The sequence below is a fragment of the Candidatus Coatesbacteria bacterium genome, assembly GCA_014728225.1.
Taxonomy (GTDB): domain Bacteria; phylum RBG-13-66-14; class RBG-13-66-14; order RBG-13-66-14; family RBG-13-66-14; genus WJLX01.
The window spans coordinates 26,856-50,180 of sequence record WJLX01000124.1 but is presented as its reverse complement, the minus strand read 5'-3'; the positions used below and the strand labels follow the sequence as shown (position 1 = coordinate 50,180).

Sequence of the window (23,325 nt, the reverse complement as noted above, 5' to 3'; positions counted from 1 at the left end):
TTATAATTAAACTTCGTAATAGAAAACAAAAGGAATCAATCTGTAAATTGAGCATGGAATCGATACGTCAAATTTTAGGCGATGAAAAAACTATTCGAGCATCCTTTTTTGAACCATATATCTTTGGATTCATCAAAACAGGAAAACTTACAAATATACTTATGAGGTTATAGTTACCTGTAAGATTACGTAACACATCTCGTATTCCATACGATTTAGCTACCACAAAAAACCGCTATAATATATATAAAGGAGCTATTGGAATATTGTATGGACAATACACAAGAATTTTACGACACCTACTTGAGTTGAACAACACACCAACAGAAGAAGTGGAGTTTAACAATAGGTTGTGTATTATTGCAAAAAAGCATTCATTAAGATATATACCTGTTAATACACATAAACCATATCTTAGAAGTATTTTATTATGCATCGTCAGCACAATGAACCCCAAAAGGTTCTTAGGCATTGTAAGTTTTGATTCACCAGAGCCTGATGCCTTTTCCTCAGATGACAAAGACATCCTGGCTTTGGTGCCATCACTACTTAGAAAGCTGGCAGACACGCTTACTCATTTGGGTCGGGATTAACGGAGGAACAATGACGCCCAAGCCCCGGATTAAGTGGGAGATAACTGAGGAAGAAGAGGGCACGATCATCCGTATTGGACGGTTCGAAGCTGGCGAAGAGGATGCTACGAAGAGTCGGACTAATTGCTCAAATGGATTCGGCTAGTCCTTCCTGAACGTACCCAAAGGGATGTTCTTTTCTATTCGGCCCCCAATATCGTAACCGACCAAAGCCTTGACAATCCCCCGTTTTGTGCTATCTTACCCCGTGCGGCGCGACGGGCGGCCGCGTCCCCGGGAGCCGGACTGGGTTCAACGAGCCCAAGCGGTTCCGACTAACGGGGCGAGGAAAGTCCGAACTCCGCAGGGCAGGACGCCGGGTAACCCCCGGGACGCGACAAGCGTACGGAAAGTGCCACAGAGAGGGGATCCACCAGGATCCCGCAGACCGCCCAAGTCCGCCTCGGCGGACCGGCAAGGGTGAAAAGGTGGGGTAAGAGCCCACCAGTGGCGCCGGCGACGGCGTCGGCTCGGTAAACCCCGTCCGGAGCAAGACCAAATAGGAGACGATGGGTGGCCCGCCCCAGGCGTCTCGGGTAGGTCGCTGGAGCCGCGGGAGCGATCCCCGGCGTAAGATGGATGGTCGCCGTCCCGTCGGAGGGGAAACCCGACCGCACGACGGGAGACAGAATTCGGCTTACAGTCGCGCCCACGTAACACGGGCCGCCCGCTGAGGGCGGCCCGCCTGTTCAGGCCCGTCGCGTCAGCGGCCTCAGTCGCCGTCGACGCGGTTGATCTCGATATCGCCGCGGCCCAGCACCGCCTGGATCCGCGGTCCGTCGCCACTCAGCTCGAAGCTTTCGCTCAGCAGCTCGGCCCGCGCTTCCCCGCCCCCGAGGTTCGTCCGCACCTCGCCGAGGGAGCTCTCGGCTTCCAGGCCCAGGTTTGCCGGCACCTCGGCCAGCTCGATGACAATATCGCCGTTGCCCAGCTCGACGTCCAGCCGACCGGCGTAGCCCGGGGCCAGGCGCACCGTACTGTCGCCGTTGCCCTGGGTCACCAAGGCCTCGGCGGCGTAACCCTCAGGCAGCCCGAGCTCGAGATCGCCGTTGCCCAGGGTCGCGTCGATTCCGCCGTTGACGTTTTCGACCAGGATGTCACCGTTGCCCAACTCGATGTCCAGATCGCCGGCCTCGGTGATCACGGTGACGTCACCGTTGCCACATTTCACCTCGATATCGACGCTCCGGGGCAGCTCGACCCGCAGGCGCATCCCCAGCCGCTCGCTTTCCCCGCCGCGCTCGAAAGCCAGTAGGAGCAGGCCCGCCCGGGGTTCGATGCGACACAGGTCCAGCCACTCGTTGGGGATCAGCGTCAGGCCGTCGGCGAAGGGGGTCAGCTCGAGTACGAGCCGCGCGCCGTGCCCCGGTTCGATGGTCACCGGGCCGTTTTCCCACTCGACGCGCAGGGCGTCGAACTCGGCCGCAGCGAGCTCGGTTCGCCAGCCGGGCTCGGTTGACGCGCCGGCCGTCAAGGCGCCAAGCAGGGCGATGACCAGGGGTATCGTCTTCTTCATGCCCCTCCTTCTTCGTCCGTGGAACCGGCGGCGGCCTCGGGTTTTATCGGTGCGGCGTTCTCGTCGTAACGGATGGTCAGCCCGCCGTTGGTGGTGTCGAGAAGCAACTGCGGGCCGTCACCGCTGCGCATGATACTGCCGCCGGCCTGGCCCGAACGCAGCTCGGCGCCGGGGAGATCGCAGACCACTTCGCCGTTGGTCGTTTCGGCCTCGACGGCCATGCCAGCGGGAACGGTTCCCAGGACGACGTCGATTGAGCCGTTGCTGGTGTCGCCGCTGGTGGTGCCGCTGAAACCGCCGTAGCTGATGTTGAGTGAGCCGTTGGAGGAGTCGAGCACGACATCACCGCGCTGGACGCCCTCGACGCGGAGAACGAGACCGCCGTTGGAGCTGCTCAGCTCCACAGCGCCGTCGTGGTCCCCACTGATGATGACCTTGACCGAGCCGTTCGAGGAGTCGGCGCGGATCTCACCCCTCGGGCCGCCGAGCAGGCTGATGTCTACCTCGCCGTTCGAGGTGTCGACGGAGAGCGGACCGGCCGTGTCCCGGACCAGGACGTCGCCGTTCGAGGTATCGACACGCAGACCGTCGAGCCCGTTGACGGTCACGGCGCCGTTGGAGGTGTCGATCTCGGCGTTGAAGCCCCGGGGCACCAACAACCGCAGACTGACGGCGACGGTCTGGAACAGCTCGCGGTCGTAGCGACAGAAGAGCCGACCCTCACCCAGCTCGAAGGTCAGCTTGTCCAGCCAGACCGCAGGCTCGAGGGGCTCCCCGCCGCGCCAGCCCACGGCGGTCAGACGGACCGTCTCGCCGTCGTCGGCCCGGACCTCGATATCGCCGTTGGACCAATCGACGACGAGACGCTCCATTTCCGCCGGGTCCAGCTCGCTGGTGTGCTGATAGCGGGGATCGACGTCGACACCGTGATCGTCGGCGATGGAGCAGGCGCTGAAGGCCAGGGTGCTGAACAGGCAGAGCGTTATCGGTACCAGGCTGCGGGACATGACCACCCCAGGGTTGTTGGTCTCGTTAAGATTGGATACCCGCACCCCAACCGTGGTTTCACCGAACCCGGGGAATCTACCGCAACCCCGAAAAGCCTGCGAATCAGCGCCGCCGCGGCGGCGGGGTCAACTCCACCTCGCGGGGCGCCGTCAGACGGAAGCCGACGATCGGCCGCGCCAGCCCCTTGACCCGCTGCTCGAAACGCTCGATGGCCAGGCGCTCGCCGTGCTCGACGAGGAAGCGCTGGACCCGGGGATCGGTCTGCAGCTCACTGCCGAAGACGACGTCGTTGCCGTGGGACAGCCGCTCGATGCGCGAAACGCGATTGATGGTGTTGCCGAAGAAGTCCAGCCGGTCGTTGAGGTTGACCGAGATCGCCGGACCGCGATCCAGACCGACGCGGACGATGATGTCACCCTCATGGAGCCGCTGACGCCGGTTGAACAGGGCCAGGTTGCCCTGGACACCGACGGCGGCGCGCAGGGCGTCTACCGGGTCGCGGAAGGCCGCCATCACTGAATCGCCGATCGTCTTGACCACGGCCCCGCGCTGCTCCTCGACGACGTCGAACAATACGGCGAAGTGATCGCGCACCAGACGGTAGGCTCGGGAATCGCCCAGGCGTTCGTAGAGCTGGGTCGAACCGCGGATGTCGGTGAACATAACCGAGATGTCGGCCACCTGGAGGCTCTCGTCGGTGGGCAGCACATCGTCGGGAAACAGCTCCCGGAAGGCGTGCAGGGTGAACAGCTCGACGGCCCGGGTGTCGTCATCAGACAGCATCGCCTTGGCCGGCGGCTCGGGCAGGCCGCCGACGGCCAGACCCTCGTTCAAGGAAAAGGTGATGGCCACGTTCTGATCCAGTACGCTGGTGAAGTTGGCCTCGCACATCCGACAGTAATGCTCCCCCTGGACCTCGCGCAGGCTGCGCGAGGCGTCCATCCGCCCGGTTCAGGTGGGGCAGAAGTGCTCCCAGTGGAGATCGAGCAGACCCACCTTGACCGCGCCGACTAGCAGCTTGAGGAAGTAGTGCAGATCGGCGCCCAGCTCCGCGGCCAGCACCCCCGGACGGATGCGCGCCAACTCACCCGGCTCGGCCCCGCGCAGCCAAACGCCGAACCACTCCAGCCAATCATCGTTTATCTCCAGGTTGCGCAGCTCCGCCAGCCTCGCCTCCAGCCGTTCCTCATCCAACATGGCCCCACCCCCAAATCGGTTGAACTGCATTCAGCATTACCAAAGTATAGTATCATTCCCCCGTGAGGTAAAGCGGCTCCCGTTTGTCACCACGCCCCGCGCCAGGTACAATGTAACCGTTAAACCACAGGTACCAGCGACCGCTGAAAAAGCCCCCGTCGAACCGGCAACCCCGGATAGGCGCCAAGCCGGAACTGGCACGGTTTTTGCGGAGGCGGGCGGCTATCATCGTCATCAGCGGCCGCCGAGATGCAAAAACCGTGCCAGTTCCGGCCGTCGATTTGGAACCGTTGCCGCAGCCCGGCGACCGTTTTTCAGCGGTCGTCTCAACCCGCCAGAGGATATGAGCGAGCAGGAACAACCGCGAGAACTAGGCCTGATCATCGGCACCGCCGGCCACGTTGACCACGGCAAGAGCAAGCTGATCGAGGCGTTGACGGGTACGGATCCGGACCGCCTCGACGAGGAGCACCGTCGTGGCATCTCGATCCGCCTGGGTTTCGCTTTCCTGCAGACGCCGGAGGGCGAACTGGGCATCGTCGACGTCCCCGGCCATGAGGGTTTGGTCAGGGAGATGGTCGCCGGAGCCACGGGCTTCGACGCCGTGTTGTTCGTGGTGGCCGCCGACGAGGGGCTGATGCCCCAGAGTCGGGAGCATCTCGAAATTCTCGATCTGCTGCTGGAGCGCCGGACGCGACCGCCGGGGGTGGTGGCGCTGACCAAGGTCGACCTGATCGAGGATCCGGAGTGGCTGGAGCTGGTGGCTGAGGAGCTGCGCGAGCAGCTCACGGGCACGGTGCTCGAGGGCGCGCCCGTGGTGCGGACCAGCGCCAGGACCGGCGTCGGCTTGGAGGAGCTGCGGGAGCGGTTGTTCACCGTCGCCTCGTCTTGTAAGCGTCTGGAGCGTCCCGGAGCGGCCTTCCGCCTGGCCGCCGACCGCGCCTTCACCGTCGAGGGTTTTGGTTCCGTAGTTACCGGAGCGGTTCGCTCGGGCAGCCTGGCCGTCGGCGACGAGGTCGAGCTGCTGCCCGGCGGCGCCGGGGGCCGGGTGCGCAACCTGCAGACCAACCAGCGTGACCGTCAGGTGGTCGCGGCCGGTCGCCGGGTGGCCGTCAACCTTTCCGGGTTGCCCAAGCGCGGCGTCAAGCGGGGCGACGAACTCATCGCCCCGGGCTGCTTCGCCGCGACGCGGCGGCTGGACGTCCGCCTGCGGTTGCTGAACTCCAGCAAGCCCCTGGCCGACCTGAGCGAGCTGAAGCTCCTCGCCGGTACCCGGGAGGAGCTCTGCCGGGTGGTTCTGCTGGAGGGCGGTAAGCTCAAGCCGGGCGGGGACTGCCTGGCCCAGCTCGAGCTGCGCCGCCCCCTGGTCTTCGCCCGCGGGGACCGCTTCATCCTGCGGGTGCCCAGCCCGCCGCGCACCGTGGCCGGCGGCCGGGTGATCGATCCCCTTGCTCAGCGCCATCGTCGCAGCCGTTCCAGCTACCGCGCCGCCCTGGGCGAGCTCGAGAGCGCCGACGACGCCACGGCGCCGCTGTTGTGGCTCAAGCACAACCCCCTGCCCGACAAGGCGCTGACCGCCGCCGATATCGCCCGTCGCGAGGGACTCATGCCCGGTTACGTCAAGTCTCTCCTGGCGGAGTCGGCGGAGCGGGACCGGGTCGTCCATCTGGGTGGCGAGCGCTGGCTGCACCCGCGCTGGCGCACCGAGGTCGTGGATAAACTGTCTCGTGGTCTCGCTCGTTTCCTGCAGAAACACCTGCCCTATCAACCGCTGGATCGGGGTCAAATCAAAGCCTTGCTGCGCGACAAGAAGGTCGACGACGGCCTGTTGTCCGGGGCCGTCGAGGAGCTTCTCGAGCGCGGCTCGCTGCTGCGCTACGGCTCGGCTTACGCCCCGGCTCCCCAGGGCGCTCCGCCGAATAAGCTCCTGGACGTCGTCGAGGAGCTCCGCGGGCTTCTGCGGGTGAGCGATCCCGCCCTGTTGCTGCCCGAGGCCGCCGTTGAGCTCAACCGCTCACCGGAGCGCGTCATCGAGGCGGCCCACTATCTGCGGGCCGTGGGCGAGGCGGCGCTGCTGACCGAGGTCTACCTTTGGCCCGCCGCGATCTACCGCAAGCTGCGCCGCCGGGTGCTCGATGAGCTCGAGGACGGCGGGGAGCTGCGGGTGGCCGACTTCAAGGACGCCGTCGGGTTGTCGCGCAAGTTCGCCACCCAGTTCCTCGACCACCTCTACGAGGCCGGGATGACGGACCGCCGCTCGGGTAGTCACCGGCTGTTGGACGCCGGTCGGGGCCGTTTTGACCCCCTCGACCCAGGGCTTGCGTGAAGGCTGACAATCGGTTATCCTAACGGCTACGCACCGGGGAAGCTAGCAGGCGTCTGGTGAGCCTCGCGGACTTCAAATCCGTTGTGGGGCCCTAACCCGGTCCCAGGTGGGTTCGATTCCCACTAGCTTCCCCCAATTCCAACCCGAGACTGACCGACCGGAGGCCGACGGGCCTCCGGTTTGCATATGGTATTGAACACGTGGTGGAGCAATCTGCCGGGAGTGGCCACCGCTGTCTCAGATCGCGAAGAGGGCTGATGAGGAACGGCGGGTAACGGCGCCGTCAGGTTCGCTCCCGCGCGAAGACGAAGTACTGGTTGCCGTCGGCGCCGCTGAGGCCGTCGTCCACGGCCGTAGGGCTGAAATCCGCGGCGTAGACGCCGCGGAGGTTGAAACCGGCCCCCGCGGCCTGGGCGACGAGTTCATCGAAATACCACAACCGCAACAGGTGGGGCTCGTCGAGGACCAGCCGCCGTCCGTGGTCGTCGACGACCATCCGGCAGCGCTGGTGGGACAGCCGCCGCTCCGGCTCCTCGCGCTCCACGGACCAGGTGGTCTCGACCCGCACCCCGTCGCGCTCGCAGGTCCAACCGCTCGGCTCTCCGCTCGGCGGTCCGTCCCAGGCGCAGGACAACTGGACGACGTACAACCCGCCCGGCTTCAGCGCCGCGGCTATCAAGGCGAAGTGGCGGCGGATGTCGCCGTCGGTCGGCAGGTAGCCCAGGCTGTTGATGACGTTGACGGCGGCGCCGTAGCGCCCCGGCGGCCGGAAGGCCTCCATCGACCCGGCTGTGACCCGCGCCCGGTCGCCCAGCCCCTCGTTTTCGAGCAGCCCGACGGCGTAGGCCGCCATCCGGGGATTGGCGTCATAGCCCAGCACACTGAAGCCCCGACGCGCCAGGCCGCGCAGCAGCCGTCCCGGGCCGCAGGCCGGCTCCAGCACGCGCTCGACCCCGCCGGGGACGTGCTCTGTAAACAGCCCGGCCAGGAAATCGATCTCGGCGGTCACGTCCCAGCTAAAGGCGATGTCGTAATACAACGGCTGATCGTAAAGCGGCGGATCGTAGTTCGACTCGGTCATGGCGTCTCGGCGTAAGCGTTCATTCAAACCGCGCCTCGGCCAGGCAGCAATCCTCCCAGTGATCGCCCGGGTAAACCGCCTCGATGGTCATCCTGACCCGGTCGACCCCACCGCCGGGGCGCAGCTCAAAGCTTTGGGGGTTCAAGGTGTCTTCCAGTTCGATGGTTTCGGACTTTCCCGTCGAGTAGTCCAGGCGCAGCCGGGCCGGACGGGCGTTGCCGTCGAAGAGCTCTTCGCTGGCCGCATAGCCGTTGATTATCGTCAGGCCGCTGAATTCTCGGGGTCGCTCCCAGGAGTACTCCAGCCACTCGCCGACGCCGTCGCCCGGAGCGCCCTCGTACCAGCAGGTCGATGGATCATTGTCGTCGGCGTGGACGGCGTGCAGGCGGAAGGGGTCCCCGACGGACTCGACCAGGGTCGTAGACGCACGGTGATGAGTGCGGGGATCGTACCCCTCGGGCCACTCGTAGAAAAAGCGATAGACGTCGACCTCCGTCCGTTCGTCGACCTGCGCTTCATAGTCATCGAGCCGTAAAGAAAAGCCGCCGGCCTCCAGTTCCACCTCCGCCGTTCGGGACGGTTCCGGCATGATGATCTACGGGTCGCCGTCGGCCTCAATCAGACTCTCCCAGGGCCAGTCTTCAAAATCGATCCTCAACTCGACGCGCTCGACGGCCCCGGCCCAGTATGAACCCGGTGCGAGGTCGTAGCTGTCCACGGCTACATCTAGCGCCGGATAGTAGCATTCATCGACGGGCAACCCCCAGAGTCCGTGTTTCATGCCGAGGATGCCGCCCATACCGCTCAACGGTCCCACCAGGCGGACGCTGACATCGCCGTGCGGCGGCAGCTCGACATTCCATACGGCGTAGCAGTATTCATCATCGTCGCCGTGGATCGTAAAATCGACGTTTTACTAGTCGACGCCGTCCTTCAGGTAAACGGCTATCTCGTCTCCGTAATAGGGTTCATAATACGGCAGGGCCAGTCTGACGCCGTGGTGCTGGTCGGTCAGGTTCCGGTAGAGGCAGGTTGCATCCAGTCCTACCCTACATAAATTATCACGGCGCGCCGCGAACCATATCGAAACCTCCTCCTTCACCAGCTGAATGCTCTCGTTCTCGCTCTGCGGCCACTTCCAACGGGACAGATACTCCTCGAGTCGCCAGGCTTCAACCGGAGCTCCCGAATAGAAGGGCAGTTGAGGACCGAAGTTGGCTCCGACCGCGGTTATCGTCAACAGGATGAGAAGCTGGGTCTTTTTCACATAGCACGCGCTCGACTCCTGCGTCGTACTGTCGTTATCCGCCGGCGCAACGCTCTAACAATACGTTAACACTATATAACCTCCGGATATCATTTTCCAGCTTTATCCAAGCCTCTACAACCCAGCCGGATTGACCGATCGCCCGTCAATCGCTATCGTTCGTTGAATATCGCTGGATGGGGACTCGGCGCTCGTAGTAAAGGGGCGGTCGAAACCGACCGCCCCTTCCAGCAGCTTTCGCCGGAGCTTACCTAAGACCAGTTCAGTCCGCCGTAAGCGTCGCAGCGGCTGCAAAGGTGGATCGCCTCGCGGCGGCCCCGGGCCAGCAGCTCGCGGTAGTTGCCCGCCACCGGTCCGTTCCAGATCTCCAGCACGTGCTCGAGCCTGACGTCGCCGATGACGCCGCGGCCGTGGACGTCCCAGCAGCAGAGCACGGCCCGGCCGTCGGTGTAGAAGAACATCTCGTCCAGGACCTTGAGGCAGGGGCGGTGGACGACATCGGCCGGGGTCTGGCCGGTCCAGGGCCAGTTGTAGAGCGGTACGAGTTGAACCTCGTCGGCGAGGGGCTCCCAGTGGCGGTTGAACCGCTCCCGCTCGTCGGCGTTGGCCTCGAGCTCGATCATCCGCACCTCGGTGCGGCAGCCCGTGCCCCGGGCGGCTTCGCAGAAGGCCCGGGTGTTGGCGTAGACCCGATCGCGGTCGACGCCGGTGCGGGTGACGTCGTAGACGGCCTGGGAATAGCCGTCGACGCTGAAGCGCACCAGCTCGAGGCCGATTTCCAGCAGGCGCCGGCCGCGTTCCGGGGTCAGCAGCTCGCCGTTGGTGTTGAGCTCGACGGTGGCGGTGGGGTCGCGCTTGATGTAGGCGCAGATGTCCTCGAGGCGGTTGTCGCAGAGGGGTTCGTTCTGCAGGAAGGGGCGGTAGCAGACGCCCAGTCCGCGGGTCTCGTCGATGATCTTGCGCCAGACCTCGTCGCGCATCCGCACGGGGCCGCGGTCGACTTCCTTCTGGTAGCAGAATTCGCAGGCGGCATTGCAGGCCAGGGTGGTCTCGAGCTGGATGTAGCGCGGCCGGGTGGGGAAGCGGCGGAAACGCCGGGGGGCCAGGTCGGGAAGCTGGGCGGGATTCACGGGGCACCTCGTCGTCGGTTTAAGGTTGTCAGTAGGTCGAATAGCGGCTATACTGGACTAACAGCGAAACCGGTCCGCCGCAGCGGGCCGCCAACCGGGGAGCTAAAATGCGCAAACTGTTCTACGCCGTACTGATGTTCGCCGCCGTCCTGTTGCTGACCGGCGCCAACGACGGTTACGTCTGGGGTCCCGGCGCCCCGCCGGTGACCGACGACGAGGACGAGGCCCGTGACGATGTCGTCGTCGTCGAGGTCGACGAGGACCACCGCGACGAGGTCGCCCTCGAGATGGAGAAACGGCCCGAGGTCGAGCGCGTAGAACGCGTCGAGGGCGCCTACTACCGCATCTACCTCAAGCCCTCGACGGACATCGTCTCCTTCCGCCGAACCCTGCAGACCAGCTACAGCTATATGTTCCTCAATGTCGGCTTCGAGTTCTACGGCTCGATCGAGGTCCGGGGCGGCTGCTTCGGTCCGGTCAAGCATGAGAGCAGCGGTAGCGGCGACGGCGAGGTCTGGGGGCCTTCCAACGACGACGATGACGATCGGGACGACGACCGCGACGACGGCGAGGTCTGGGGACCGACCCGCTGATCCGCTCCGCACAGACCTGTCGCGCCTGTTTGCGAGATTAAGGGACCGCTGCGCCGGTCCCTTTTTCTACCGCCGTGGCGGACGGTGCTCTCAGCTGCGGTCCCGCTTGCGGCCGACGAAGAACATGATCACCGCCAGCACCACCAGGCCCGGAACGATGAAGCGCAGCACGAAGCCCAGCAGCGGGAAGATCAGCCACAGGGCAAGGCCCGCCAGGATGAGGATCCCGAAGGCGATCAGGGCGCCCTTGGTGCCGGTGAGTCGTTTAGCCATCCCTTTCTCCCTCGATGACGACGCTGCGACGGCGTCTGCGCCGCCCCAGCAGGTAGATCAACAGGGCCACCAGGGCCAGGGGCGCCAGCAGCCACTTGACCAGAAACCACACGAAACCGACCAGGACGCTGAACAGGCCGGCCACCAGACCCAGCACGCCGATGGCCGCCAGGGCCACCAGGACGAAGGGCAGCGCCAGACCGGCCATCGAGCATCCGCCGCGGTGTTCATCTATGTTCATCCGGGCCTCCGGAGATCGAGCAACGGCTCGTGCCGCGGTCGGCGGTCAAGGTATGTCACTGGCTTGTCGCTGAACGGCTGACGAAACCCGTCGAATTAGCCTGGTTCGTGGGCGCGGGTCTTACCCCGGACACGCCTCTAAGGTTAACCGGCGGCTACTGGACGCCGATTGCCCGGTGAGCATTCATCGTCGGCTTCAACCGTTCAACAACAGCACAGGCCTCGACATGACGGCCGCTGGGCTTGCGTGGCGTGCCAGGCGCGGTAAAGGCGATTAGTAGCGCTGCGAATCCCGACGGCGGGCGACGAAATAGACGATCAACCCGACGACTAAGAGCGGACCCAATATCCAACGAAAGAAAATCCAGACCGACCAGAAGATCGAGCTGAGCAGGAAGAAGGCGCCGAGAACCGCCAGTGCGCCGATGATGACCCGGGTTCCCGTCGAATAGCCGGTGCGGCTCATCCGGCCTCCCGTAAGCAGTTTTCCGCTCCAATGATACCCGTCGGCGGCGCCGGGTTCAAGGCTGTGGCGGGTTGGGGTGGGCGGTAACCGCCGCGGCGGCTAGAAGCTCAGCCGGCCCTCGACGATCAGGTAGATCAGGTAGGCGGCTCCGGCCAGCAGGGCCAGGGGGATGACGGCCTTGATGACGGCGCCGCCGAGCTTGCTCAAGCCCTCGATGAAGAAACTCAGCAGGTAGACCAGCAGGGCCAGCAGGGCGATGCCGCCGACGATCAAGGAACCGTAATACAGAGCCAACACAAGACCTTCCTTGGGTGCGGAGTGAACTAGATCAGCGAATGAACAGACCGACGGGCAGGGCGAAGGCCAGTACGGCGGCCGATCCGGCCGCCAGGCCGGGGATGAGGCCTCCACCGCCGCGGCGGGCCAGCTTGACGGCGGTCAGCAGGAAGAGGAAAACGGTCCAGCCCACGACCAGGAGCTGATAGGCCCAACCGAAGAGAGCACCGGGGCCTTCGATCCAGGCGGCGAAGGCCTCCCGGGTGGTCGCCCCGGTGAGAACCAGACTGCCGGCGACGGCCTCGACGGGCAGGGTGGTCAGCAGACAGGGCACGCTGTAGGCGAAGCCCAGGGCGGCGAAGACCCGGCCGTAGGGCGCGGCGCGGCGGGTCAGCAACTGCAGCAGGCCGGCCGCCGCCAGGGTGGCGTAGAGGAACAGCGGCCCCTGGTAGAAGATCTGCAGACGGTACTGTTGGAAGGGTCCGAGCTGCAGGACCGAGGGGTTGAGCGCCCCGGCGCCACCGAAGAGCAGGGCGGCGACGACGTAGGTGTAGCCGGCGATCAGCAGACCCTGGACGGCCAGGCCCTTGCCGAGGGCGGTCTCGTCGTCGAGCAGGGCCTCGACGGCGCGGGCCGGCCGCAGGATCATCCAGCCGAGGAGGCGCCCGAAGCCGGGTCCGCCGGGCCGCCGGTCCTTCGTGGGTTCGGGTGCTGGGGGGGAGGGTTTCATCTGAGCTCTTGAGCCGTAGGATCACACCTGGCGGTGGGCCGGGCGCTATCAGCAAGGGGGCGCGGTACTCAGTCGCCCCGGGGTCCTCCGGGATGTGCAGCGGACGCTGAAGTCTGGATTAACGGGGCACCGTCGACCCCGTGACGCTGGACGGGCGTTCAAGCGTCAGCTACTCCAGCTCTTCCCCCGCCGAACCTGTTCGGGTTACGCGGTCAGAACACGGCTCGACAAGGCCTGTGAATTCACTGAGCTGGATACTACCACCGCGGCCGGATAGTACGCCGTGTCATCGCTGAACCGGCTTCTGGCGCACGCGGGCTCCGATGTCGTGGTTCAGGTTGTCTCGTCGGCAGCCAGACAATCGCCGGTGGTTGGTTCGCTTTCCCGCGCTGGAGTTCGGGGAGGCAAGTCGGCTCGTCAGAGATCCAGGGTGAAGGAGGCCTTGAGGAACAGGATGTGCTCGGTCTCCCAGCCCGTGGTCGGGTGGAGGAGATTGTAGGCCAGGTAGAGATAGCTGCCGGGGAGGTAGTTCCAGGCCAGCAGGGCGTTGGCCTCTTCGGTGCCGCGCAGGGTGTTGCGCTGGCCGAACAGGCGCAGCCAGAGCTCGTTGGTGAACTTGGCCGTCACCCCGGCGGAGACGAACCAGTGATCGCCGGCCATCGAGTAGTAGAGGTCGGGACCCATCAGCCGTTCGTACTCGACGTTGCCCTCGAGGGTCAGTCCGCTGAAGGGGGCCAGGGCGGCGGACAGCTCCCAGTAGTGCAGGTCGTAGCCGTAGAAATCGCCGCCGGTGTAACTCAGGCTGGCGTTGCTCCAGCGGTCCAGACCGTAGGCCAGGGTGCCGGAGTAGAACAGGTTCTCGAAGCTCCAGCGCTCGTCCTCGAAGTACTCCTCGGTTTCGTAGGCCTGCCAGTAGGAGCCGTAGAGGGTGACGCCGGGGGCGAAATCGGCGCCGGCGTAGCCGCCCCAGCCCTGGTAGGCCAGCGGGCCGCCGTCGTTCTCCTGATAGTGGTAGTAGTAGCCGCCGACGTAGGTGGTGTCGAAGAAGTCGTTCCAGATGCCCCAGAGGTATTCGCCATAGACCTCGCCACCCAGGGTGTCCAGATCGGAGTAGGGCAGATAGCCCATCTCGGCGTCGAAGTCGGGACGGATCTGCTGGGCGGATAAGCCCAGGGTCCAGTTGGGATCCTCCCACTCGGCGTCGAGGTACCAGGCCAGGTCCTGGGTGTCATTCTTCTCGTTCCACTGGTAGGCCACCTGGCCGGTGGCCAGCAGGTCGTATTCCGTGGCCATGTTGAAGTCCAGACCGACGATGGTGTCGTTGAGGCCGCAGTCGACGCGTTCGAAACCCTCGAGCCCGAAGGGGCCCTCGATGGCCTCGAACTTTTCCTTCTGGTATTTATTGACGGCGGTGACACCGATGGACGAGGCGTCGAAGACGTCGTGGGTCAGGCGCAGGGCGGCGACGTTGGCCCGCAGGGAGTCGGTCCAGTAGTCGCCGCGGTAGGTGGTGTAGTCGGCCTTGTCGAAGACCCGGCCCTCGACGTCGGTGACGTAGTAGCGCAGACCGCCGACCTTGCCGTAAACCTTGCCGGCGTAGTCGATCTCGGCGATGCGGCGGGAATAGAACAACTGCAGGGGCAACTCGAAGAGGGCTTTACCTTCGCGGAAGAAGGGTCGTTTTTCGTTGAGGTACAGCTCGTCGCGGGAGAGATTGATCTCGTTGAGATCGCTCTCGATGTGGGCGTAGTCGGGGTTGTAGGTGGCGGCGACGCTCATCGCACCGAAGGGGCGGAAGTCGACGTCGACGCCGGCGCGGAAGTTGTCGTCGATGCCGGTCTCGACCAGAGAGGGATCGTCGTAGTCGATGGCGTCCTCGACATCGTTCCAGACCCGCTCGGCGGTGGCGTAGGGGGTGATGCTGACGCTCACCGGGGTGTCGAGGTCCTCGATACCCGTCAGACGGCCGAAACGGGAGGACTGGAACAGGGTGCCGTCGTAGTTGGCCCAGACCGTGCTCTCGTCGTTGGGCAGCTCGTTGCGCCAGAACTCGATCCCCAGCCCCTCGGCGGGGTCGACGTAGTGGATGGAGCGCCAGGGGATGCGGATCTCGGCCACCCAGCGGTCCTGTTCGACGACGGCGGCGGCCTCCCAGTTGGCGTCCCACTCGTCGTCGATGTAAGTGCCGTCCTGGCTGTAGACGGCGTCGTAGCGCGTGCCCTGGGGGTTGACGATGAACCAGTAGCCGGAGCGGCCGTCGTCGAAAGTGTCGAAGAGGATCGAGAAGGAATCGTCGAGCCATAGGGGATCATCGTGGCGCACCATGTCCGCGACCACGCCGTCCATCGTCTGTTCGTAACAGGCCACGGCGAAGTAGAGGGCCTCGTCGTCGTAGAGGATCCAGACGACGCTCTGCTGACCGGCGGGCCAGGGCAGGCCGATGCTGCGGTAGATGAAGTTGCTCGTCGGCTGGGCGGCCTCCCAGACGATGTCGGTCAGGCGGCCGTCGATCTGCGGCGGGGCCTGGGTGCGCGTGGCGACGACATCGCGGGCGGCGGCGGTGCCGGTGAGCATCAGCGGGGCGAGCAACAGACATAACGCCGTGGGGTGGACTCTCATCGCTTTCCTCCGAGGCGGTTCGTTGCGCCGGACGGCGCTCGTTCCAGCCTGTCCCGGAACGGAACAAGCGAGGGCTGCCTCTCCACCGGCTCTGCGCAGGGGCTGACGACGGCGGCGTCCGGTTGTCGACGGTGGGCAACGCTCCCAGTATAGCCGACGGCGACCGGGTCCGTCACGGTTCTTGCGCTCCGCGTCCACCAGGTCGCCCGACCTGGTGGACGCGGGCAACAACCGCGCCGGACCCTCGTTTGCCATGGAGTCGGCCGGGGCGGGCTACTCGAAGCTCTGTTCAGCGCCGGGGAATTTTCCCTCCCGAACGTCGGCGATGTAGGCGCCGACGGCTTGTTCGAACAGCTCCGCCCCCTCGAGGTAGCGCTTGACGTGCCTGGGTGCGGCGTTGCCGAGGCCGAGGAGGTCGTGGAAGACGAGGATCTGTCCGTCGCAGCTCGGTCCGGCGCCGATGCCGATGGTGGGGATGTCGACGGCGGCGGTCAGGCGGGCGGCCAGCTCGCGGGGGACGAGTTCGAGAACCACGGCGAAGGCTCCGGCGGCCTCGAGCTTGCGGATTTCGCTGAGCAGCAGCTCGGCGTCGGTTTCGCCGCGTCCCTGGACCCGGTAGCCGCCGAGCTGGTGAACGGCCTGGGGGGTCAGGCCGAGGTGGCCCATCACCGGGATACCGGCCTCGGTCAGGGTACGGGTGTAGCTGTCGATGCCGGGACGCCATTCGAGCTTGACGGCCTGGGCGCCGCCCTCGGCCAGACAGCGACCGGCGTTGGCGACGGCCGCGGCGGGGGTGGTGTGGAAGGTCAGAAAGGGCAGGTCGGCCACCAGCAGGGGCAGGCGCTCCAGCGAGCCGCCGTGGGCAAGTTGCTGCAGGGCGCGATCGACCAGGGTGGTGTGGTAGAGGAGCTGCTCGAGGGTCACGCCGAGGGTGTCGTCGCGGCCCTGGACGACGTTGCCCAGGCTGTCGCCGACGAGGATCAGCTCGACGCCGGCCCGGGCGCAGACCAGGGCGCTGGGGTGATCGTAGGCGGTCAGGCAGCAGATGGGCCGTTTGCCCTTGAGCTTGCGCAACCCGCGGGTGGTGAGGCGTTTGGTTTGATGGAGACTGCTCATGGTCGGCGGGGGTGGGAGGCGGGGGCTGACTAGTGGTTGAAGTCCCGCAGGTGCCGGGCGATCGTGCGTCCCGTCGTGGGGACGAGGATCTTGGGGGCGATCTCGGCGGCGGGGGCCAGGATGAAGGGCCGCTCGGTCAGGCGCGGGTGGGGGACGCGATAGCCGTTTTCGGTGTCGCAGAGTCGACCCAGCAATAGCAGGTCCAGATCCAGGCGGCGGGCGTGGTCGCGGCGGCGGCGGTCGGCCCGGCGGCCGAGGCGGTTCTCGAGGCGGGCCAGCAGGTGTCCCAGCTCGCCGATGCCCAGTTCGGTTTCCAACAGCGCCGCGGCGTTGAGGAACCAACCCCCGGCGGCGCATTTACCGTGGGGCGCGGTCCGCAGCAGGGCGCTGACGGCAATCAGGCGGAGCGTCGGCTCGCGCTCCAGCAGGGCCAGGGCCCGGCGGAGGTTGGCGCGGCGGTCGCCGAGGTTGGAGCCCAGGGAGACAAGGGCCCGGCGGTTCATGCGCCGTGCTCGTCGCGAAAGCGGGCGATGCGCTCCAGGGCCGTTTCGAGTTCGGCGGCGGGCCGGGTCAGGGCCAGGCGGACCCAACCGGCGCCGGCGGCGCCGAAGGCCGAGCCCGGGGTCAGCACGACGCCCCGGGTGTCGAGGAGCTCGCGGCAGAAAGCGCTGTCGTCGCCGTCGCCGTCCAGACGGAGGAAGAAGTAGGCCGCGCCGCCGGGCGAGGTGTGTTCCCAGCCCATGGCGTCGAGCCGGCCGCTGACCAATTCGCGGCGGCGGCGCAGGATTTCGACGTTGCCGGCGACGTAGTCGTCGCCCTGGTCGAGGGCCACGCTGCAGGCGTCCAGGGCGGGACCGAACAGCCCGGCCTGGTGGTAGAGCTCGATCTTGCGCAGGGCGTCCAGGGCCGTGGACTGCCCGCAGGCGTAGGCCGCCCGCAGCCCGGCCATGCCGTAGGCCTTGCTCAGGGTGTGAAACTCGAGGGCGACCTCGGCGGCGCCGGGCAGGCTGAGGATGGACAGCGGCGGACCGTCGAAGACCAGCAGGTTGTAGGCGTTGTCGTAAACGATGAGGACGTCGTGTTCGGCGGCCCAGGCGACGACGCCCTCCAGGTCGCCGCGCTCGACGGTGGCGCCGGTGGGGTTGGTGGGATAGTTGAGGTAGAGCAGCCGGGCCCGCTCGGCGACGTCGTCGGGGATCTCCGTCAGCAGCGGCCGCCAGCCGTTCTGCGGCCGCAGGACCAGGGGATGGATCTCCAGGCCGGCCAGCACGGCGGCGCTGCGGTAGGAGGGGAAGGCGGGCTCGGGCAGGATGACGGTGTCGCCGGGATCGCAGAGGGCCATGAACACGCGGGAGAGGCCGCCCTTGGAGCCCGAAAGCGGGACGGTTCCGGCGGGCCGGACGGCGAAGTGCCGCTCGTACCAGTCGGCGACGGCGCGCTGGAAGTCCGGCGAGCCGGCGTAGGAGGTGTAGCCGTAGTTAGCCGGATCGGCGGCCTCGACGGCCAGCTCCTCCATCGCCTCGAGGTGCGGGGGGTAGTCGGGTCCGCCGCGGCCCAGGTCGATGATCTCCAGGCCCCGGGCGGCCGCAGCGGTCCGCCGGGCGGCGATTTCGGCGAAGATGTAGGGTTCGACGGCGTCCAGCCGTCGCGAGGGTTTACCGGCCAAGCTCGTCTCCCGGAAGAGGGATGATCAGTCGTCGAGGGTGTCGCGGACCTTGGCGATGACGACGTGGAAGTCCCGGCTGCCCTCGTCGGTGTCGATGAACAGGCGGCCGTTGACCAGGTCCAGGTGGTAGAAACCGGCCTCGAGCCGGCTCCAGTGGGTGACGGGATCACCCGGCCCGTCGCCGTCCTCGTCGACGTCGGCGGGTCCGTTACCCCAGACGTAGACGGCGGGGGTGGTGTCGAGCGCTTCGTCGTTGCCCAGCTCGACGATCTCCAGCCAACCGCCGGCGGCGTCGACCTCGGCGGCGCTGAAGGTGTAGGATGTCTCCCAGGCGTAGGGCTCGACGATCGATTCGGGGTCGCCGCAGGAAGTCAGGGCGACGGCGGACAACCCGACCAGGATCAGAACCGCGATCAGGGTCTTGCGCATGGCTCCTCCTAGTCGAGTTGGTAGAGCAGGACGATGCGATACCACTCGGTGCCCTGGCCGTCGTCGTCGATGTGCAGCAGACCGTCCTTGGCGTGCCAGTACTCGGGCTCGAGGGGATACCACAGGGTGCGCTCGGAGCCGTGGTCGCCGTAGATCAACAGCATCGGCGTGGTGTCGTCGTCGGCGGGATCGAGGCTCAGCTCGTCGAACTCCTCGTATTCGCTGCCCTCGAAGTTCCCGGCGGGTATCTCATAGACCTTCACCGAAGCGGCGCCCTCGACGCCGATGCTCATCGGATCGGGCTCGCAGGCCACCCCGAGCAGGTAACCCAGCCCGAGGACGGCGACCAGGGTGCCCACGGCGGCTAAGGGTTTTATTCTCATGATTGTCCTCCACAGCGTAACGGCCGGAGGGCCGAGGGGACGGGCGGGGCTGAAGACGGTTCTCGTTGGGTTTCGCGATTGATAGGTGCGGCGCGGTGCCGCTTAAAGGTCGGTCACTCCGTCGCTTCGGGCTCCTCGGCCTCTGCGGTCGTCCCCAGGGGGATGAAGCCGCTGGTCTCGATCGGCAGCTCGGCGTAGCGGGGGTCGAGGTTGACGGCGGTCCGGTAGTATTCGTCGGCCAGCTCGTCGGCGCCGAGAGCCTTGTGGCAGCGGTAGATGTTGTAGAGGATCGCCGGATCGCCGGGCTTGAGTTCGTCGGCCCGCGTCAGCCGTTCCAGGGCGGTCTCATAGCGCCCGGCGATGAAGTACAGGCGGGCGGAGTTGACGTAGGCGGGCAGCTTGTCCGGCTCCAACTCGATCGCCGTGGCGTAGGCGTCGAGGGCCTCGGGCATCTTGCGCAGCTCTTCGTAGGTGCAGCCGAGGTTGAAGGCGGCCTCGTAGTACCCGGGCTCGAGCTTGAGAGCGCGCAGGTAGCAGTTGCGGGCCTCGGCGAAACGGTGATGGAGATGGTGGATCAGGCCCAGGTTGCTCCAGGCCGGTGCGAACTCCGGCGCCAGGGCGATGGCGCTCTTGAAGGCCTTTTCGGCCTCGGCGTAGCGGTCCAGCTCGGCCAGGGCGACGCCGTGGTTGTAGTGGGCTTCGGCCCAGTCGGGCCGCAGGCGGGCGGCCTCGGCGAACTGATCGGCCGCCTGCTGGTAGTCCGGGGGGTCCTGGAGCATGAAGGCCGTGCCGAACTCGAGGCGCAGCTCGGCGTCGGCGGGAGCGGCCGAGACCCGTTCGGCTAGCTCGTTGATGGTCGGATCGCCGGCCTGGCCGTCGGGAGCGCAGGCGCCCAGCGCGAGCAGGGCGGTGATCGCTGTAACCGTGAACGTGCGGAAGTGTGATGGCATAGTGATGACGTAGCGCTCGAGGTGTCGGACCTTAAAGACGCGCTCCGGCGTCGGGTCGGGGTTCTCGCGTATATATACGCCCCGGCGGCGGGGGAGTTTCAAAGCCCCACCGCGGGGCGGGGCTCCCTGAACGGTTAGCCGACCGGCTAGCAGAGCGGTTCATCGGCTGAAGGGAAGCCCGGTCACAGCGAAGCTGACCAGACTCGGCGCCACCATCCCGCAGTGGGAGCGTTGCCCCGTCTCGGTTGTCGGCTTCCTACTTGAAGGCGTAGAGCTTGCCGTCCTCGGCGGTCAGGACGAGGCGGCCGGAGCTGTAGGCCGGCGAGCCGACGCAGGCCGCGGGAAGCTGGTGGCTCCAGGTCTCCTCACCCTGGAAGATATCGAAGGCGTGGAGCAGGTCGCCCTTGGTCACCACATAGACGAGGTCATCGGTCACCACGGGGCTGGTGCGGATCGGTGTCTTGGTGGCCGCCCGCCAGACCTTCTGTCCGTCAACGGCGGAGAGGGCCTCGAGGTAGTTCTGGGCCACGGTGTAGACGCGGCCGTTGAAGACCGCCGGGGTGGAGATCAGCGAGGCGATGGTCTCGTGCTTCCAGAGCAGCTCGCCGGTGTGGGCGTCGATCACGAGGAGGTAGGGCCGGTTGGAGCCCAGCTTGTCCTCGAGCTCCCCGGCCGTTTCGGGGATGGAGAAGTAGAGCTTGTTGTCGTAGAAGGCGGCGGAGCTGCCGGCGTTGCCGTAGGATTCGGTCTTCCAACGGATATCGCCGGAGCCGATGTAGACGCTCATCAGACAACCGTCGTAGGTACTGAGGTAGAGGACGCCGCGGCCGATGGTGGGCTCGCTGAAGGCCGACTCCCAGGGGCTGATCCACTTCAGCATGCCCCGGGTGGTGTCGACGGCCACCAGGTAACCCTCCTGGGTGGTCAGGAAGAGGGATTCCTCGTGGAGGCAGGGGGTCTGCAGGATGCGGTCGTCGACGCTGAAGCTCCAGCGGATCAGGCCGCTTTCGATGCCGATGGAATAGACCTGGCGGTCGGCGGCGGCGATGTAGACGTAGCCGTCCCAGCCGATGGCCGCCGGGGTGGTGATCTCGTGCTCGAGCTTCAGGGCCCAGGAACGCTCGCCGCTCTGCAGGTCGATGCAGTGCAGCTCGTTGCCGCCGCCGGCAGCGGTCAGGATGTGATCCGGGGTCAGGGTGGGGGCGGTGACGATGCCGTCACCGACCTCGTAGGTGAAGGCCGGTTCGCCTTTGAGCGCCTCGGCGGTGGGGCCGATGGTTCCGGTGTGGCCGGGATTGCCCCGGTAGCAGCTCCAGGTATGGACATCTTCGGCGCGGAAGCGCAGGAAATAGCTGTTGATGGTGTCCTTGAGCTTGACCATCAGGCGGTCGACTTCAGCCAGGGCGCCCTTGCGGATCAGCTCCAGCTCTTCCTGCGAGATCTTGATGTGCTTCGGCATCGCTCACCCCGTGGTCCGCGCCCGCCGGCGGGCGGACGGTTCCCGATTACCTCGAGCATCGTAGACCGGCATCCTCGAACTAGTCAAATTTCCTCCCCGCGTCCGCTGAGGCCACTAACCCGTCTGACCCCCGCATGATCCGCGCACGACCGCTGCAGAGATGCGGGTTTCAGGCCCTCCCGCGTCCGGTGAGGTTTCTAACCCGTCTGACCCCTGCATGATCCGCGCATGATTCGCGCACGACCGCTGCAGAGATGCGGGGTTCAGGCCCTCCCGCGTCCGCTGAGGCCACTAACCCGTCTGCCCCCCGCATGATCCGCGCACGACCGCTGCAGAGATGCGGGTTTCAGGCCCTCCCGCGTCCGTTGAGGCCTCTACCGCTGTAGGGCTGTCGGCGGCCCCGACGGGGCCTGTGTATCCATGTAGGGAGTATATCGCCAAAAGGTTACACTGTCAATGGATTAGGCTTGTCTTCAGCCGCTTGCATCCGGGCTTGGTACCGGCCTGGTCCGGCTCATGGTCAGGTTCCTGGTCCGGCGGCGCCCCGCTCCCGCGGTCGCCCTCAGTTGAACAAGTCGGCCAGGATGCGGTCGGCGACGAGCTGGCTCGCCCGCGCCAGGCGCAGGGAGTCCCCGACCTCCTCGAGGGCTCCGGCCTCCAGGTGGGGCGTCAACCCGGGAAAGGCCGCCTCGACCTCGAGGCCGAAGCGGCGTCGGAAGGTCGCTCGCGACAGGCCCTCCCGGGTGCGCAGGGCCAGCATGGCGAATTCGATCCGGCGCTCACTTTCCCTCGGTGTCTCGAGTTCGACCGCCGGTTCGGCGCCGGTCTCGACAGCCGCCAGCCAGGCCGCGACGTCGTCGGTCACCCGCCGCCGCCGTTCACCGTCGTCGCCGATGGCCGAAGGCCCCAGGCCGATGAAGGGCCCGGCGCGCCAGTAGTGTTCGTTGTGACGGCAGCGCCGACCCGGCCGGGCGAAGTTGGAGATCTCGTACTGCCGGTAGCCGGCGTCGTCGAGGACTTCGAGGGCCGTTTCATAGCAGTCGGCGGCGGCGTCGGGATCCGGCGCCGGGAGCTCACCGCGCTCTACGGCGGCGGCCAGGTCCGTTCCGGGCTCCAGCTTGAGGGCGTAGAGGGACAGGTGGTCGACGTCCAGGGCGAGGGCTCGCTCCAGGGAGCGCCGAAAGGTCGCCGGCCGCTGTCCGGGCAGGCCGTAGAGCAGGTCGACGGACAGGGACTCGACGCCGGCCCGGCGGGCGTTGCCGAAGATGTCCGTTGCCCCGGCGTCGTGCAGGCGGCCGAGGAGGCGCAGCTCGGCGTCGTCGAAGGACTGGAAGCCGACGGAGAGCCGGGTCAGGCCGGAGCGTACCAGCGCCGCCAGATAGCCGGGATCGCGGTTGGCCGCCGGGTTGGCCTCGCAGCTCACCTCGGCCCCCGTCGGCAGGTCGAAGCGCTCCCGCGTGCGGGCGATCAGGTCCATCAGCGCCGCGGCGGACAGCAGGTTGGGGGTGCCGCCGCCGATGTACAAGGTGTTGCCGAACAACGGTTCGGCCCGTGATACCTGGATCGACAGCGCCTCGGCCACCCGGTCGATCAGCGCTTGATCGTCGACGGTACGGCTGCAGAAGTCGCAGTAGCGACAGCGCCGCCGGCAGAGGGGCACATGGAGGTAGATACCGAAGCGTCGGGTCATGATCGTTCCACTGACGACCGGGATTTTGAAAGACAACAGTTCTGGGTCGCTAACCGCCAGCGGCCTGGAATGGTCGAATTGGGTTGGCCGGTCGATATCACACCAGCGACTGATTTCAGACCTTCAACCAGCGTGTGGCGAGTCAAGACCTCTACGGTCCCCACCACCGCCCGCCCCCTGAAAACGACCAGCCGAGAACCGCGCTCTTCGACTTGATGCGACCGGAACTGGCACGGTTTTTGCACCTCGGCGACCGTTGAACCGATGACAACGGGCCG

The 23,325-nt window shown here is 66.1% G+C and carries 24 protein-coding genes, 1 tRNA gene and 1 other RNA gene; 4 read left to right on the top strand and 22 right to left on the bottom strand.

All coding sequences use genetic code 11. The annotated features are described in order from the left end of the window. Nucleotides 1-841: 841 nt before the first annotated feature. Nucleotides 842-1,288, top strand: an RNA gene (rnpB, locus tag GF399_09080) — RNase P RNA component class A. A gap of 56 nt (nucleotides 1,289-1,344) precedes the next feature. Here rnpB and GF399_09075 read toward each other — a convergent pair. The 3 genes from GF399_09075 to GF399_09065 all read right to left on the bottom strand — a co-directional run bounded on the left by GF399_09075 (nucleotide 1,345) and on the right by GF399_09065 (nucleotide 4,098). Further along, nucleotides 1,345-2,148: a hypothetical protein gene (locus tag GF399_09075; protein ID MBD3400471.1), complete on the bottom strand. Its 804-nt coding sequence runs from the start codon at nucleotides 2,146-2,148 to the stop codon at nucleotides 1,345-1,347. After that, nucleotides 2,145-3,155, bottom strand: a complete 1,011-nt coding sequence (locus GF399_09070) for a hypothetical protein (protein ID MBD3400470.1) — start codon at nucleotides 3,153-3,155, stop codon at nucleotides 2,145-2,147. The genes GF399_09075 and GF399_09070 overlap by 4 nt, the downstream gene beginning before the upstream one ends. A gap of 103 nt (nucleotides 3,156-3,258) precedes the next feature. Then, the gene (locus GF399_09065; protein MBD3400469.1) at nucleotides 3,259-4,098 is read right to left on the bottom strand and encodes a hypothetical protein; all 840 of its coding nucleotides are present in this window, start codon (nucleotides 4,096-4,098) and stop codon (nucleotides 3,259-3,261) included. 130 nt (nucleotides 4,099-4,228) lie between these two features. Here GF399_09065 and selB point away from each other — a divergent pair, with 130 nt between their 5' ends. Next, complete coding sequence (gene selB / locus GF399_09060) at nucleotides 4,229-6,679, top strand: selenocysteine-specific translation elongation factor (protein ID MBD3400468.1); 2,451 nt, start codon at nucleotides 4,229-4,231, stop codon at nucleotides 6,677-6,679. Nucleotides 6,680-6,716: 37 nt separating this feature from the next. Beyond that, nucleotides 6,717-6,814, top strand: a tRNA-Sec gene (locus tag GF399_09055). A 148-nt stretch (nucleotides 6,815-6,962) separates the two neighbouring features. Here the strand turns inward: GF399_09055 and GF399_09050 are convergent. From GF399_09050 to GF399_09030, 5 genes are all read right to left on the bottom strand, one after another. Beyond that, nucleotides 6,963-7,760, bottom strand: a complete 798-nt coding sequence (locus tag GF399_09050) for a methyltransferase domain-containing protein (GenBank protein MBD3400467.1) — start codon at nucleotides 7,758-7,760, stop codon at nucleotides 6,963-6,965. A gap of 19 nt (nucleotides 7,761-7,779) precedes the next feature. Then, nucleotides 7,780-8,349 (bottom strand): hypothetical protein, encoded by a 570-nt coding sequence (locus GF399_09045; protein MBD3400466.1) that lies wholly within the window; start codon nucleotides 8,347-8,349, stop codon nucleotides 7,780-7,782. Between the two features lie 6 nt (nucleotides 8,350-8,355). Further along, nucleotides 8,356-8,541, bottom strand: coding sequence for a hypothetical protein (locus GF399_09040; protein MBD3400465.1), 186 nt, complete (start codon nucleotides 8,539-8,541; stop codon nucleotides 8,356-8,358). Nucleotides 8,542-8,676: 135 nt separating this feature from the next. Continuing rightward, nucleotides 8,677-9,027 (bottom strand): hypothetical protein, encoded by a 351-nt coding sequence (locus GF399_09035; GenBank protein MBD3400464.1) that lies wholly within the window; start codon nucleotides 9,025-9,027, stop codon nucleotides 8,677-8,679. A gap of 251 nt (nucleotides 9,028-9,278) precedes the next feature. Continuing rightward, a complete protein-coding gene (locus GF399_09030; GenBank protein MBD3400463.1) occupies nucleotides 9,279-10,157 on the bottom strand; it encodes a radical SAM protein in 879 nt (292 codons plus the stop codon). 107 nt (nucleotides 10,158-10,264) lie between these two features. On the opposite strand from GF399_09030, the gene GF399_09025 reads away from it, so the two are divergent. Further along, on the top strand, nucleotides 10,265-10,750 hold the full coding sequence (locus GF399_09025) for a hypothetical protein (protein MBD3400462.1): 486 nt from the start codon (nucleotides 10,265-10,267) through the stop codon (nucleotides 10,748-10,750). A gap of 90 nt (nucleotides 10,751-10,840) precedes the next feature. Here GF399_09025 and GF399_09020 read toward each other — a convergent pair whose 3' ends face one another. The 14 genes from GF399_09020 to hemW form a co-directional block, all read right to left on the bottom strand. Further along, nucleotides 10,841-11,023, bottom strand: coding sequence for a hypothetical protein (locus GF399_09020; protein ID MBD3400461.1), 183 nt, complete (start codon nucleotides 11,021-11,023; stop codon nucleotides 10,841-10,843). Beyond that, nucleotides 11,016-11,264 (bottom strand): hypothetical protein, encoded by a 249-nt coding sequence (locus tag GF399_09015; GenBank protein MBD3400460.1) that lies wholly within the window; start codon nucleotides 11,262-11,264, stop codon nucleotides 11,016-11,018. Before GF399_09015 ends, GF399_09020 begins: the two co-directional genes overlap by 8 nt. Before the next feature lie 273 nt (nucleotides 11,265-11,537). After that, on the bottom strand, nucleotides 11,538-11,729 hold the full coding sequence (locus GF399_09010; GenBank protein MBD3400459.1) for a hypothetical protein: 192 nt from the start codon (nucleotides 11,727-11,729) through the stop codon (nucleotides 11,538-11,540). Nucleotides 11,730-11,828: 99 nt separating this feature from the next. Further along, nucleotides 11,829-12,023, bottom strand: coding sequence for a hypothetical protein (locus GF399_09005; protein ID MBD3400458.1), 195 nt, complete (start codon nucleotides 12,021-12,023; stop codon nucleotides 11,829-11,831). A gap of 34 nt (nucleotides 12,024-12,057) precedes the next feature. Then, on the bottom strand, nucleotides 12,058-12,735 hold the full coding sequence (locus GF399_09000) for a hypothetical protein (GenBank protein MBD3400457.1): 678 nt from the start codon (nucleotides 12,733-12,735) through the stop codon (nucleotides 12,058-12,060). A gap of 417 nt (nucleotides 12,736-13,152) precedes the next feature. Then, nucleotides 13,153-15,609 (bottom strand): hypothetical protein, encoded by a 2,457-nt coding sequence (locus GF399_08995; GenBank protein MBD3400456.1) that lies wholly within the window; start codon nucleotides 15,607-15,609, stop codon nucleotides 13,153-13,155. Between the two features lie 18 nt (nucleotides 15,610-15,627). Continuing rightward, nucleotides 15,628-16,470: a 3-methyl-2-oxobutanoate hydroxymethyltransferase gene (panB, locus tag GF399_08990; protein MBD3400455.1), complete on the bottom strand. Its 843-nt coding sequence runs from the start codon at nucleotides 16,468-16,470 to the stop codon at nucleotides 15,628-15,630. Between the two features lie 29 nt (nucleotides 16,471-16,499). Further along, nucleotides 16,500-16,973: a 2-amino-4-hydroxy-6-hydroxymethyldihydropteridine diphosphokinase gene (gene folK, locus GF399_08985; protein ID MBD3400454.1), complete on the bottom strand. Its 474-nt coding sequence runs from the start codon at nucleotides 16,971-16,973 to the stop codon at nucleotides 16,500-16,502. After that, the gene (locus GF399_08980; GenBank protein ID MBD3400453.1) at nucleotides 16,970-18,136 is read right to left on the bottom strand and encodes an aminotransferase class I/II-fold pyridoxal phosphate-dependent enzyme; all 1,167 of its coding nucleotides are present in this window, start codon (nucleotides 18,134-18,136) and stop codon (nucleotides 16,970-16,972) included. The genes folK and GF399_08980 overlap by 4 nt, the downstream gene beginning before the upstream one ends. Before the next feature lie 24 nt (nucleotides 18,137-18,160). Next, on the bottom strand, nucleotides 18,161-18,565 hold the full coding sequence (locus tag GF399_08975) for a hypothetical protein (GenBank protein MBD3400452.1): 405 nt from the start codon (nucleotides 18,563-18,565) through the stop codon (nucleotides 18,161-18,163). An 8-nt stretch (nucleotides 18,566-18,573) separates the two neighbouring features. Next, nucleotides 18,574-18,948 (bottom strand): hypothetical protein, encoded by a 375-nt coding sequence (locus tag GF399_08970; GenBank protein MBD3400451.1) that lies wholly within the window; start codon nucleotides 18,946-18,948, stop codon nucleotides 18,574-18,576. Nucleotides 18,949-19,061: 113 nt separating this feature from the next. Then, on the bottom strand, nucleotides 19,062-20,000 hold the full coding sequence (locus GF399_08965; protein ID MBD3400450.1) for a tetratricopeptide repeat protein: 939 nt from the start codon (nucleotides 19,998-20,000) through the stop codon (nucleotides 19,062-19,064). Between the two features lie 154 nt (nucleotides 20,001-20,154). Then, complete coding sequence (locus GF399_08960) at nucleotides 20,155-21,357, bottom strand: PQQ-binding-like beta-propeller repeat protein (GenBank protein ID MBD3400449.1); 1,203 nt, start codon at nucleotides 21,355-21,357, stop codon at nucleotides 20,155-20,157. Between the two features lie 562 nt (nucleotides 21,358-21,919). After that, a complete protein-coding gene (gene hemW / locus GF399_08955; protein MBD3400448.1) occupies nucleotides 21,920-23,047 on the bottom strand; it encodes a radical SAM family heme chaperone HemW in 1,128 nt (375 codons plus the stop codon). Nucleotides 23,048-23,325: the final 278 nt, after the last annotated feature.